Origin of the sequence: Actinoplanes sp. TBRC 11911, from assembly GCF_012933445.1 — a bacterium.
GTDB lineage: Bacteria > Actinomycetota > Actinomycetes > Mycobacteriales > Micromonosporaceae > Actinoplanes.
In genome coordinates this window covers 154,692-167,297 of record NZ_JABBNC010000002.1, presented here as the reverse complement: position 1 = coordinate 167,297, position 12,606 = coordinate 154,692, and the positions used below count along the sequence as shown (strand labels likewise).

At 68.7% G+C, this 12,606-nt stretch carries 11 protein-coding genes and 1 tRNA gene; 2 read left to right on the top strand and 10 right to left on the bottom strand.

Translation table 11 applies throughout. The features are described 5' to 3' along the window. Positions 1-33 precede the first annotated feature (33 nt). The 8 genes from HH310_RS03820 to HH310_RS03785 all read right to left on the bottom strand — a co-directional run bounded on the left by HH310_RS03820 (position 34) and on the right by HH310_RS03785 (position 8,252). Positions 34-918 carry a 3'(2'),5'-bisphosphate nucleotidase CysQ gene (locus HH310_RS03820; RefSeq protein WP_211191701.1) on the bottom strand — a complete coding sequence of 295 codons (885 nt, stop codon included), beginning with the start codon at positions 916-918 and terminating at the stop codon, positions 34-36. 19 nt (positions 919-937) lie between these two features. Then, positions 938-2,896, bottom strand: coding sequence for a sugar transferase (locus tag HH310_RS03815; protein ID WP_396027488.1), 1,959 nt, complete (start codon positions 2,894-2,896; stop codon positions 938-940). A 126-nt stretch (positions 2,897-3,022) separates the two neighbouring features. Then, positions 3,023-3,610: an aminoacyl-tRNA hydrolase gene (gene pth / locus HH310_RS03810; RefSeq protein WP_169173973.1), complete on the bottom strand. Its 588-nt coding sequence runs from the start codon at positions 3,608-3,610 to the stop codon at positions 3,023-3,025. Positions 3,611-3,699: 89 nt separating this feature from the next. Then, the gene (locus tag HH310_RS03805) at positions 3,700-4,326 is read right to left on the bottom strand and encodes a 50S ribosomal protein L25/general stress protein Ctc (RefSeq protein WP_169173972.1); all 627 of its coding nucleotides are present in this window, start codon (positions 4,324-4,326) and stop codon (positions 3,700-3,702) included. Between the two features lie 330 nt (positions 4,327-4,656). Then, positions 4,657-5,637: a ribose-phosphate diphosphokinase gene (locus HH310_RS03800; protein ID WP_169173971.1), complete on the bottom strand. Its 981-nt coding sequence runs from the start codon at positions 5,635-5,637 to the stop codon at positions 4,657-4,659. Positions 5,638-5,813: 176 nt separating this feature from the next. Beyond that, entirely contained in the window at positions 5,814-7,271 is a 1,458-nt protein-coding gene (gene glmU / locus HH310_RS03795) for a bifunctional UDP-N-acetylglucosamine diphosphorylase/glucosamine-1-phosphate N-acetyltransferase GlmU (protein WP_169173970.1), read from the bottom strand. Between the two features lie 82 nt (positions 7,272-7,353). Then, positions 7,354-7,424, bottom strand: a tRNA-Gln gene (locus HH310_RS03790). A gap of 48 nt (positions 7,425-7,472) precedes the next feature. After that, positions 7,473-8,252: a helix-turn-helix domain-containing protein gene (locus HH310_RS03785; RefSeq protein ID WP_248293662.1), complete on the bottom strand. Its 780-nt coding sequence runs from the start codon at positions 8,250-8,252 to the stop codon at positions 7,473-7,475. 255 nt (positions 8,253-8,507) lie between these two features. Between HH310_RS03785 and HH310_RS03780 the strand changes: the two genes are divergently transcribed. Both HH310_RS03780 and HH310_RS03775 read left to right on the top strand, forming a co-directional pair. Beyond that, on the top strand, positions 8,508-9,449 hold the full coding sequence (locus tag HH310_RS03780; protein ID WP_169173969.1) for an acyl-CoA desaturase: 942 nt from the start codon (positions 8,508-8,510) through the stop codon (positions 9,447-9,449). A 123-nt stretch (positions 9,450-9,572) separates the two neighbouring features. After that, entirely contained in the window at positions 9,573-10,175 is a 603-nt protein-coding gene (locus HH310_RS03775; RefSeq protein WP_211191762.1) for a TetR/AcrR family transcriptional regulator, read from the top strand. 96 nt (positions 10,176-10,271) lie between these two features. Here HH310_RS03775 and HH310_RS03770 read toward each other — a convergent pair whose 3' ends face one another. Together HH310_RS03770 and HH310_RS03765 are read right to left on the bottom strand one after the other, a co-directional pair. Next, positions 10,272-10,730: a DUF4383 domain-containing protein gene (locus HH310_RS03770; protein ID WP_169173967.1), complete on the bottom strand. Its 459-nt coding sequence runs from the start codon at positions 10,728-10,730 to the stop codon at positions 10,272-10,274. A 78-nt stretch (positions 10,731-10,808) separates the two neighbouring features. Continuing rightward, the gene (locus HH310_RS03765; protein WP_169173966.1) at positions 10,809-12,605 is read right to left on the bottom strand and encodes an ABC-F family ATP-binding cassette domain-containing protein; all 1,797 of its coding nucleotides are present in this window, start codon (positions 12,603-12,605) and stop codon (positions 10,809-10,811) included. Position 12,606: the final 1 nt, after the last annotated feature.

Here is a 12,606-nt window from a genome sequence, read left to right as displayed (position 1 = left end):
TCCAGACCTTTCGGGGGATACGGCCACTGAACCTCAGTTTGCCGGAAGGTGACGCTGCAGCGCTGCGAGCAACCGAGGAGCGAGATCCTTACGGCACACCACCAGGTCCGGCAACTTAGGGTCGGCCTCGTTGTATTTCAACGCAGATCCATCGATTCGGCTAGCGTGCAGTCCGGTGGCCAACGCCACAGCCACCGGCGCCGCCGAATCCCATTCGTACTGGCCACCGGCGTGCACGTAGGCGTCCGCCTCGCCGTTGATCACCGCGGCGATCTTCACGCCCGCGGAGCCCATCGGCACCAGCTTCGCCCCGGTCTGCTCGGCCAGCGACTCGACGAAGGCCGGCGGCCGGGTACGGCTCGCCGCGATCCGGATCGGCCCGCCGGTGGCGAACTCCAACGGCAGCGGTGGGTACGCCGGTGCGTGATCCGTGGCGAGGGTGCGGTGCTGAGCCGGCATCGCCACGGCCCCCGCGGCCAGGTTCGCCGGGCTCGACCCGTCGGCCGTCCAGAGCGCCACGTGCACGGCCCAGTCGGTGCGGCCCTCCTCGGCGAACTCGCGGGTGCCGTCCAGCGGGTCGACGATCCACACCCGGGACGCGCCGAGCCGTTCCGGGCGGGCCGCCTGCTCCCCGTCCTGCCAGGCCACCCGCGCCTGGTCGTCCTCCTCGGAGAGGACCGCGTCCGCGGGCCGCCACCGGGCCAGCTCGGTACGCAGCAGGTGATGCGCGGCCTTGTCGCCCGCCTCCTTGAGCGCGGGCGCGTCGGCGTAGCCCATCGAGTCACGGACCTGCAGCAGCACCTGCCCGGCCCGGTCCGCGAGCCAGCGAGCGAAGGCCGCGTCGATCACCGGCGGGGTACCGGCCTCGGTGTCACGCTGGGTGAACATGCGTGCCGACGTCGATGTCCGCTCGCCCATCACGTTGCTCCCTTGAGGTTCAGTACGCACCCGACGACCGCACCACTGCGGTCATCGTGCGCAACAGGATCACCAGGTCCAAACTGAGCGACCAGTTCTCCACATAGCGCAGGTCCAGCCGGACCGCTTCCTCCCACGGCAGATCCGATCGCCCGGACACCTGCCACAGACCCGTCATGCCCGGCTTGACGGCCAGCCGGCGCCGCATGTCATCGGCGTACACGGCCACCTCCGACTGCAGCGGCGGACGTGGACCGACCAGCGACATCTGTCCCAGCAGCACGTTCAGCAGCTGGGGCAGCTCATCCAGCGAGAACCGGCGCAGATATCGCCCGACCCGGGTCACCCGCGGGTCGTCACGGATCTTGAAGAGCACCCCGTCGTGCTCGTTCAGGTGCCGGAGCTCAGCGAGGCGGGCCTCGGCATCGACATACATGCTCCGGAACTTGAAGATGCGGAACAGGCGACCGTCCCGCCCGACCCGTACCTGACGAAAGAGTACCGGGCCACGTGAGGTACACCGCACACAGAGTGCGACGGTGAGCAGCAGCGGGCCGAACAGGGCCAGCAACAGCAGCGCGCCCGCCCGGTCCACCAGTTCCTTGACCAGCCGTGACCCGCCGTGCAGCCGCGGATGTTCCACGTGCAGCATCGGCAGCCCGTCGAACGGCCGGATCGTCGTCCGCGCCCCCGCCACGTCGACCAGCGCGCTCGCCACCACGAGATCCACCTCGTCGCGTTCCAGCCGCCAGGCCAGCCGGCGCAGCAACGCACCGTCCAGCTCCGGGCAGCTCAGCACCACCACGGTGTCCGCGTCCGCCTGCTCCACCGCGGTCGCCACGTCGTCGAAAGTCCCGTACAGGGTCAATCCGCTCACGCCGGCGCCGTCGTGCCCCGGCGGCAGGCAGGCACCCACCACCTCCAGGCCGTGGTAGCGCTCCCGGCGCAGCTGCCGCGTCATCCCGATGACGGACAATTCATGCCCGACCAGGATGACCCGCCGCAGGTTCTCCCCCCGGTCCCGGCTGAAATGCAGCCGTTTACGCAGCACGAAGCGCAAAACCACGGCCGTCGCGATCGCGGTCGGCACGGCGGCGAGCACATAGCCGCGCGCCAGATCCAGATCCAGCGCGTACGAGGTCAGCGCCGCCCCCGCGATCAGCCCGACACCACCCCGGATGACCCGTTGATACTCATCCGTCCCGACGAACAAAAACCTTCGCTCGTACGCCCGGGAGACCGCCAAAACCATCAGCAGCAGCACCGGAAGAAGCGCCGTGACAACGAGATAGCCCCGGTTGTACGAGGTGATGTCGTCCCCGAACCGCAGCCCGAACGTCACCGCCCCCGCAGCCGTACCGGCCACCAGATCGGCGAGCACGAGCGCCCGCACGTACCGCCGCTCCCACCGCTGCCGCCGCGACATCGCCGCGTGCTTGCCCCGCCCCCGAACCCGCACCAGCGGCCGCGCCACCGGCTCCACGGCCGCCGACCGGTTCGGCCGCTCCGACCAGTGCCGCTCGACGGCAAGGTTCCGCGCGAACTCGGCCCGCGCCCCGCTCCCAGCGGTAAGCGGCGCGTGGTTGCCACCCGCGTCGCCGCCCCTTTTATCAGGATTTTTCGCCTGACGGGCGGCGGTCCGATCAACGCCCGGGCGCACCGGATGGTCGCCGAGGATCACGCGGCGGACGCCGGCGTCCTGGGGATGCTCGACCAGTGGGCGCAGCGACCCGGCACCGGCCGGCGGCGGGCTCATCGGCGCGCCCGGGGCCGGGATCCGCCCACGGGTCGACTTGGGACGGCTCGGCCGAGGCCCGTGATTGGCCGGCGGATGATTCGCCGGCCCGTACCCCTCCTCGACCGCCTGCCACGACTTCGCACGCGCGCCCGGATCGGCGGCAGCGGCACGAATCTCCGGCAACAGAACCGTCGGCTCGGTCATCGCCGACTTCTCGTCAGCGGACAGGTCCTGCTGCATCGGCGAACCTCCCCCGTGTCCCAAGCGGTGCGTACACGTGACCAACGCGCGGACGGCGGAGAGCGTCACGGGGGCGCGAGACGGACAAAACCGCCCAAAGGATCTATCCGTTCCCGCCCCGCCTGATCAACTGCCGTGGTATTTGTTCTGCGCCCACTCGACACCCTCGAGCACGATCGCCTCGACGACGTCGGCCGCCCGGTCGATCAAGAAGTCCAGTTCCTTGCGCTCCGCGGCGGAAAAGTCCGACAACACGTAGTCGGCCGCGTCCTGACGGCCCGGCGGTCGCCCGATCCCGAACCGCACCCGCGCGTACTCCTTGCTCGCCAACGACTTCGACATGGAACGCAGCCCGTTGTGGCCACCCTCACCACCGCCGCGTTTAGCCCGGATCTGCCCATAAGGCACATCCAACTCATCATGCACGGCGATCACGTTCGACACCGGCACCTTGAAGAACTGCGCCAGCGACGCCACCGGCGCGCCCAGCAGGTTCATGTAAGTCAGCGGCTTCGCCAGCACCAGCTTCGGACCCCCGAACCCCAGCCGGCCCTCGGCCACATCCGAATGCGCCCGCTTCGAGCGGCCGAACCTCGCACCCACCCGCGACGCCACCAGATCAGCCACCATGAAACCCACGTTGTGCCGGTTAGCGGCGTACTCCTTGCCCGGATTCCCCAGGCCGACAATCAGCCACGGCGACTCGTCGCTCACTGCGCCTCCATCAACCCCGCATGCGCAACAGGGAAAGTGCCGACCGGCACTTTCCCTGAAGATCCCTGCTCAGTCCGCCGAGCGGTGACTTACTCCTCGGACGCGCCCTCGGCCTCGCCCTCGGTCGCCTCGCCCTCGGCCGCCTCGCCGCCCTCAAGCTGCTCCGCGGTCTGCGCCTGCGAGATGATCGCGAGCACGAAGTCCGGTTCGACGGCCAGCTCGGAGCCCTGCGGCAGACGCACGTCACCGGCGGTGACCTGCGAACCGGCCTCGAGACCCTCGATCGAGACCTCGATCGAACTCGGCAGGTGCATGGCCTCGGCCACCACGGCCAGCGTGGTCGACTCGTGCACGACCAGCGTGTTCCGAGCGGCCTCACCGGTCAGCGTGATCGGGACGTCGACCTGAACCTTCTCGCCGCGCTTCACGATCAGAAGGTCCACGTGCTCGTACGTGTCCTTGATCGGGTCACGCTGGATCGCCTTCGGCAACGCGAGCGTCGTGCCCGAGTTGCCGGTGATGTCGATCGTGAAAACCTGGTTGAGACCGCCATGCCGGATCGCGGCGGCGAACTCACGGGCCGGCAGCGCGATGTGCTGCGGCTTCTCGCCGTGCCCGTAAAGCACGGCGGGCACCAAACCGGCCCGGCGCGTGCGGCGGGCACCACCCTTGCCGAACTCGGTGCGGGGCTCGGCGCTGATCTTTACCTCGGACACGGGGTAACTCCTGAAACTCTTCGATCGGGCTGCGTCTAAAGTCGGCGGGCTGCTGCTGCGGGGCAGTTGTGGCTTCATAAAAGCCGCCGGCGGTGCTAAGGCCGTCGTCGGCGCTGCCGGGCAAGGAGGCGCGCTGGGCACAGGCCCGGAGCACCGCGTCGATCACGGTGCCCCCATTCGGCTGCGAAGTTCAGCAGACCGCGGGGCACCCTCGCCGTGGCAACCGCACTAGCTTACCTGCTGCGCGCTCGCATACCTCATCGGGGCCGGTCCCGCATCGCGGTTCCCGCAAGAGTTCACACCAGAGGAGCTACCCACGCCGATGGGTTATCAGCTCAAACCGCCGAACAGAGTCGTCACCGAACCGTCGTCGAACACCTCACGGATCGCCCGCGCCAGCAGCGGAGCGATCGACAACACCGTGATCTTGTCGAGGCGCTTCTCCGGCGGCAGCGGCAACGTATTCGTCACCACCAGCTCGCTGATCCGGCTGTTCTTCAAGCGCTCGGTCGCCGGATCCGACAACAAGGCGTGCGTCGATGCCACGATCACATCCGCGGCGCCCTCATCGAAGAGAATGTCCGCCGCCTTCGCGATCGTCCCACCGGTATCGATCATGTCGTCGACGATCAGGCACACCCGGCCCTCGACCTCGCCGACCACCCGGTTCGCCACCACCTGATTCGGCTTCAACGGATCACGCGTCTTGTGAATGAACGCCAGCGGACAGCCACCCAGCCGGTCCGTCCACCGCTCCGCCACCCGCACCCGGCCCGAATCCGGGGCCACCACCGTCAACGGCCGGCCCGCGAACTTCTTCTCCACGTGCTCGGCCAGGATGTCCATCGCGAACAGGTGATCCACCGGCCCGTCGAAGAAACCCTGGATCTGCGCCGTGTGCAGATCGACGGTCAGAATCCGGTTCGCCCCGGCCGTCTTCAGCAGATCCGCGATCAACCGGGCCGAAATCGGCTCCCGGCCACGGTGCTTCTTGTCCTGCCGCGAATACGGATAGAACGGCAACACCACCGTGATCCGCTTCGCCGACCCCCGCTTCAAGGCGTCGACCATGATCAGGGTCTCCATGACCCACCGATTCACGCCCTCGGTCACCGACTGAACGACAAACGCGTCCGAGCCACGAACCGAATCCTTGTACCGGACGAAGATCTCGCCGTTCGCGAACTCGTACGAGTCCGTCGGTGTCGGAGCCACGCCGAGCACCTGACCGATCTCCTCCGCCAGCTCCGGGAAACCCCGGCCGGAGAAGAGCATCAGACTCTTACGGTTCTCCGCGACGATGCTGCCCATCGGCTCGCTGCTCCCGTTGGATCGAGGGGGTGTGTCCCGTGAAGTATTACCTGCGGCCACATCGCCGCCACACCTCAAGGCCGCCGGGTGGGATGCCTCACCCGCTTCAACGCGCGAAGACACCCACGCGGCCCGTCATCACCAGACTTTCACGCCCACGGCCCATTACGCGACTGCTACTCCGCAGCCGCCCCGTCACCCTCGGCGGCGAACCGCTCGGCCGCCGCCGCCGACACCGTGCCCGGCCGCCGGCGCGACGTCCAGCCCTCCACGTTGCGCTGCTCCGCCCGGGTCACACCCAGCGAACCCGACGGCACCTCCTGCGCGATCGCGGAACCCGCCGCCACGTACGCCCCCGGACCCACCTCCACCGGAGCGATCAGCACCGTGTCCGACCCGACGAACGCGGCCTCACCCACCGTCGTCCGGCTCTTCCGCACACCGTCGTAGTTCGCGAAGATCGTGCCCGCGCCGATATTCGCCTGCGCGCCGATCGACGCGTCCCCCACGTACGACAGGTGCGGCACCTTCGCACCCTCGCCCAGCTCGGCGTTCTTCGTCTCGACGAAACCGCCCACCTTCGACTTCCGCGCCAGCCGCGTGCCCGGCCGCAGGAACGAGAACGGACCCACCGACGCCGCCGGACCCACCTCGGCCCCGATCGAATGCGTACGCAACACCGTCGCCCCGGCACCCACCGACGTGTCGATCAGCGTCGTGTCCGGGCCGACCACCGCGCCCGCCGCCACCGACGTCGAGCCCACCAGCTGCGAATTCTGATCGACGACCGCATCCGGCTCCAACGACACCGTCACATCGATCCACGTCGTCGCCGGATCCAGGATCGACACACCCGACCGCATCCACGCCGTATTCACCCGGTCGCGCAGCAGCGCCCGCAAGCTCGCCAGCTCGGCCCGGTCGTTGCAGCCCAGCGTCTCCTCCGCGTCCGGCGCCACGAACACACCCACCGCGCGGCCCACCGAAGCGAGCAGCCCGAAAACGTCCGTCAAATACTCTTCGCCCTGGTCGTTGTCCGTCGACAGCTTCCCGAGAGCCTCCCGCAGCGCCGCCGCGTCGAACGCGTAGATGCCGGCGTTGATCTCCCGGATCGCCCGCTCCCGCGGCGACGCGTCCCGCTCCTCGACGATCCGCTCCAGATTCCCCGACGCGTCCCGCACGATCCGGCCCAGCCCCGCCGGATCCGGCACCTCCGCGGCCAGCACCGTCGCCCCACGCGCCTGCGACTCGTGCGCCGCGACCAGGCTCGCCACCGTCTCGGCGCGCAGCAGCGGCACATCCCCGTTGAGCACCACCACCGTGCCGCTCAGGTCCGGCGCCGCCTCCAGCGCGATCCGCACCGCGTGCCCCGTGCCGTTCTGCTGCGCCTGCAGCACCGCCGTGGCCTCCGGCGCGATCTCCGCCAGGTGCGCCTCGACCTGCTCGGCCTTGTGCCCCACCACGACGATCGTCCGGTCGGCCCCCGCGGCGGTCGCGGCGGCCAGCACGTGGCCGACGAGCGTGCGCCCGAGCAGCGGGTGCAGCACCTTGGGGGTGGCGGACTTCATCCGCTTGCCCTCTCCAGCGGCAAGAACGACGACGGTACGAGAGGTCTGGCTCACGCTGTACTCCATGGGTGGCGGAAGAGTTAGTTAGGCGTGCGGCGACATCAACGCGGCCGCATGGGTCAGCTGAGCTGACCCATGACAAGACATGCTCGGCCGCCAGGACTCGAACCCGGAATACCTGGACCAAAACCAGGGGTGATGCCATTTCACCACGGCCGAATGGTTCGGACGCCACACTATCGCGGGGCGGCCGGTACACAGAATCTACTATCCCGATGCATCCAGCGCCTCCATCACTCCCTCTATGCGCCAGTACAGCTCGCGCGACCTCGGCACCGCGATGATGAGACACCCGTGATAGTCCGCGCCGGTGTTCATCCGCCGGGTGGCCGGGTTGTGCCGCTTGATCGTCGGCCGCTCGAACAGCTCACGCGGCACCTCAAGCCGTTCTGACCACCAGTCCCCAGCCGCCTCGGCATCGGCCGTCTCGTGGATATGGACCCGGTAGCGCAACGTCTCCGGCCCGCGGCCGTGCAGCGCCAGGAACGCCAGGAAGAGACGATGGAGCCGGGGATCGCTGTTGATGAATTTCAGCCGATCGAGTCTCCGCCACGGCTTTGCCTTGGCGCCCTCACACATGTAGACGAGCGCTCCACCGACCAGCACGTCACGCTCGGTGATCTCACCCAGCTCGCGGACCGCCTTCGCTCTCTCGTCGCGTTCCCTTCTGGTTCGTTCCGCGTTGTGCGCCTCCCACCGCTCGGCGTTCATCAACGCCGAGTGCTCCTGCTTTTGCCGGGCCCGATCGGAGTCGGGATCCAGCGGGATGTGCTTGACCCAGCTCCACGCGGTCGACTTCGCCACGCCCAGCTTCCCCGCCAGGTCATTGACCGACCATCCCTGTTCGCGTAGCACCACCGCTTGCGCGCGTAGTTCATCCTTGGCGTTCGGCCGCCGAGTCCATTCCGGCGGCGCGATGCCGCGAAGCCAGTCAGTCAGAGTCGCACTCCCGACACCGAAATGCTTCATCAGCTCGGTCAGCGACAACCCCGGATCCACCCGCAGCCGCCGTGCCTCGTCCCGCCTCGGGTCCTCGTCCACAACCTCCTCCAAGCTCCCCTGCCTGGTAAGTACGTTAGGACGAATGAACGACACGTTGTAAGCCTGAAAAGACGCCCGTTTTCACGTTTGGCGAACCGCCGACTTCCGCCTCGCCATGCGAGCTACGGTGGCGTAAGTTACGGTGACGTAAGCGTAAGTAAATGATCTTCCCTGGCCCCGAACGACTCCGATGAGGTGTTCATGACGACCACGGTCGAGGCTCCCCAGTCCGGTCCCAAACCCCTGACCGAGGGCCCGCAGACACGCGGCATCCTCATCGCCCTGTACGGCTTCGTCGTCGTTCCGTTCCTCGCCGTGCTGGCCGCCGTCCCGGTCGCCTGGGGCGGCTGGCTGTCCTGGACCGACGTCGTCATCGGCACGGTCTTCTACCTGTTCTCCGGCCTGGGCATCACGGTCGGCTTCCACCGCTATTTCACGCACGGCGCGTTCAAGGCGAAGCGCTGGCTACGCGTGCTGCTGGCGCTGTCCGGCTCGCTGGCGATCGAGGGCAACATCATCCAGTGGGTGGCCGATCACCGGCGCCACCACGCGTTCAGCGACCAGGAGGGCGACCCGCACTCCCCGTGGCGGTTCGGCAGCGGTTTCTGGGCGCTGACGAAGGGTCTGTGGTTCGCGCACATGGGCTGGATGTTCAGCCGCGAGCTGTCGAACCGCGCCCGCTTCGCCCCGGATCTGCTGGCCGACAGGGACATGAAGCGGATCGACAACCTGTTCCCCGCGATCGTGCTGTTCTCGACGCTGGGTCCGGCGCTGGTCGGCGGCCTGGTGACCTGGTCGTGGCAGGGCGCGCTGACCGCGTTCTTCTGGGCCGGCATCGTGCGGATCGGCCTGCTGCACCACGTCACCTGGTCGATCAACTCGGTGTGTCACGTGTACGGCGAGCGCCCGTTCGCGGTGCGCAGCGGCGATCGGGCCGCCAATTTCTGGCCGCTGGCGATCATCTCGTTCGGGGAGAGCTGGCATAACCTGCACCACGCGGATCCGACCTGTGCCCGGCACGGTGTGCTGCGCGGTCAGGTCGACATCTCGGCGCGGCTGATCTGGTTCTTCGAGAAGATCGGCGCGGTGTACGCGGTGAAGTGGCCGGACCGGCAGCGGCTGGCTGCGAAGAAGCTGGCATGACGGCGCGAAACCAACGACTTGCGGTGAACCTGGCAGGATGTCCGGGTGACTGACAGTGGCGACAACAGCGTCGAGCAACCGCGTGGGCGGCGTGCGCGGCCGGCGACGACCCCTCGGGTGCGGATGTCGGCCGCCCAGCGCCGGGAGCAGCTGATCTCGATCGGCCGGCAGTTGTTCGCCGAGCGCGGTTTCGACGGGACGAGCGTCGAGGAGGTCGCGTCCCGGGCGAAGGTGTCGAAGCCCGTCGTGTACGAGCATTTCGGCGGAAAAGAGGGCTTGTACGCCGTGGTGGTGGATCGCGAGGTGCGGTCGTTACTGGACCGGATCGCGGCGGCGTTGACGGCGGGCCATCCGCGCGAGTTGCTGGAGCAGGCGGCGTTGGCGCTGCTGGATTACATCGAGGAGGAGCCGCACGGTTTCCAGGTGCTGGTGCGGGAGTCGCCAGTGCTGTCGCCGGCGGGCAATTTCTCGAGCGTGATGAACGACGTGGCGCACCAGGTGGAGCACATCCTGGGTGGCGAGTTCAAGCGCCGTGGCCTGGATCCGAAGTTCGCGGAGCTGTATTCGCAGGCGCTGGTCGGGATGGTGGCGCTGGTGGGTCAGTGGTGGCGTGAGGCGCGGAAGCCGAAGAAGGAGATGGTGGCCGCCCACCTGGTGAATCTGGCGTGGAACGGCCTGTCCCATCTCGAGGCGAAGCCCACCCTGCTGACGCGCAAGGCACGCTGAGGCTCACGCGCAAGGCCCGCTGAGGCTCACGCGCAAGGCCCGCTGAGGCTCAAGCGCAAGGCGCGTTGAGGCCCAGCGCTTGGCCAGCTGAAACCCTCAGGCGGTGCGGCCCTCGCGCACCTGCCGCGGCGCTCCGGCCTCGGCGACCGGCACGACCTTGCCGTAGAGGCTGGACAGGATCAGCACGAGGCCGACGATGAACGTGACGATCACGGTGCCGATGGTGAAGCCGAAGACGTTGGCGTCGGTGCGGCTGGTGGCCAGTTCGTAGCCGCCGGCGACGATGATGCCCCAGCCGAGGTACTTCTCGGCGGCGACGTCGAGGTTGCGCCCGATCACCACGGCGACCACGATGATCGCGCCGAGGATGATCGAGATGATCGACCACAGGGTGGAGCTGCCCAGTCCGAAGACGGTGCCGCTGTTCAGTCCGGAGAATTCCAGGTCGCCGCCGACGATGCCGACGATCCCGAACACGACGAGGTAGGCGCCGGCGAGGAAGCCGAGCGTGCGATACAGCGGCCGCAGCGGGTGGTTGACCGGATTGTGCGCCATGGTTCCGTCTCCAAGGTCATGTGTTGTGCAATGCCGATTCTCGCGTATCCGGGTCGCGCCCCGCAGGCAGCCCCCGGATCAGCTTTCCGGCACTTGTTCGGCGAGTTCGAGCCAGGCCTCTTCGACCTGGGCCCGCTCTTCCTGGACGCTTTTGAGCTGCGCGTCCAGCTCGATGATCTTGTCGTAGTCGCTGCCGTGGCTGGCCAGCTGCTCGTTGATCCGCAGGACGCGTTCTTCGAGCTTGGCGAGTTGCCGTTCCAGCCGGGTCAGATCTTTGCGAGCTTGCCGCAGCTCGGCCGCGGACATGCCGGTCGCGGTCTGCGGTTGCTGCGCTCGAGTCTCCCGTACGCCGGGAGCTTGGTTGCCCGCGGTCCGAGCGAGATATTCGTCGACGCCGCCGGGAAGGTGCACGAGCCGGCCGTCCCCGAACATCCCGTACGCGGTGTCGGTGACGCGTTCGACCAGGTAGCGGTCGTGGCTGGCGACGATCATGGTGCCCGGCCAGGAGTCGAGCAGGTCTTCGAGGGCGGCCAGCGTGTCGGTGTCGAGGTCGTTGGTCGGCTCATCGAGCAGCAGCACGTTGGGTTCGCCGGCGAGCAGCCGCAGGAGTTGCAGCCGGCGTCGTTCGCCTCCGGACAGGTCGCTGACCGGGGTCCAGATCCGCTTGTCGGTGAATCCGAACACCTCGGCGAGCTGGGCCGCGGAGAGTTCGCGGTCGCCGAGCCGGACGCGTTTGGCGACCTCTTCGACGGCTTCCAGCAGGCGCAGGCTGCCGGGCAGCTCGCGTAGTTCCTGGGAGAGGAACGCGGCGCGCACGGTGGAGCCGGTGACCATCCGGCCGCCGTCGGCGGTGGTGATCCCGGCGAGCAGGCGCAGCAGGGTGGTCTTGCCGGCCCCGTTGGCGCCGAGGATGGCGAGCCGGTCGCCGGGCCCGACCTGCCAGGTGATCCCGGACAGGATGGTCTTGGGACCGGCGTTGAGGGTGACGTCCTCCAGGTCGTACACCTGTTTGCCGAGCCGGGTCACGGCGAGCCGTTGCAGGCTGACCTTGTCGCGGACCGGGGGGACGTCGGCGATGAGCGCGTTCGCGGCGTCGATCCGGAACTGCGGCTTGGAGGTGCGGGCCGGCGGGCCGCGGCGCAGCCAGGCGATCTCCTTGCGGAGCAGGTTCTGCCGGCGGGCCTCGATGGATGCCGCGATGCGCTGCCGTTCGGCGCGGGCGAGGGTCCAGGCCGCGTAGCCGCCCTCGTACGCATACACCTGTTCGTCGACGACTTCCCAGGTGGCGGTGCAGACCGCGTCGAGGAACCAGCGGTCGTGGGTGACCACGGTGAGCGCGCCGCGGCGGCCGACCAGGTGCCGGGCGAGCCAGTCGACGCCGGCCACGTCCAGGTGGTTGGTGGGCTCGTCGAGGATGAGCAGGTCGCTGTCGCGGACCAGCAGCGCGGCGAGCGCGACGCGGCGGCGTTCGCCCCCGGACATCGGGCCGACCGGGCTGTCCAGCCCGAGGTAGCCCATGCCGAGGCCGTCGAGGATGGCGCGGACCCCGGCGTCGCCGGCCCATTCGTGCTCGGCGCCCATGCCCTGCGCGAGCCAGGCGGTGCCGAGCACGACGTCGCGCACGGTGGCCTCGCCGGCCAGGTTGAGCGTCTGGGGCAGGGTGGCGACGCGCAGGTCGCGGCGGTGGGTGACGCGGCCGGAGTCGGGTTCCTCGGTCTTGGCGAGCAGCCGCAGGAGGGTAGATTTGCCGGCGCCGTTGAGACCGACGATGCCGACCCGCGCGTCGTCGTCGAGGCCGAGTGAGACGTCGGTGAGGAGTTGACCGGCGGCGCCGTATCCCTTGCCGACCCGGTCGAGGTTGATGATGTTTGCCACG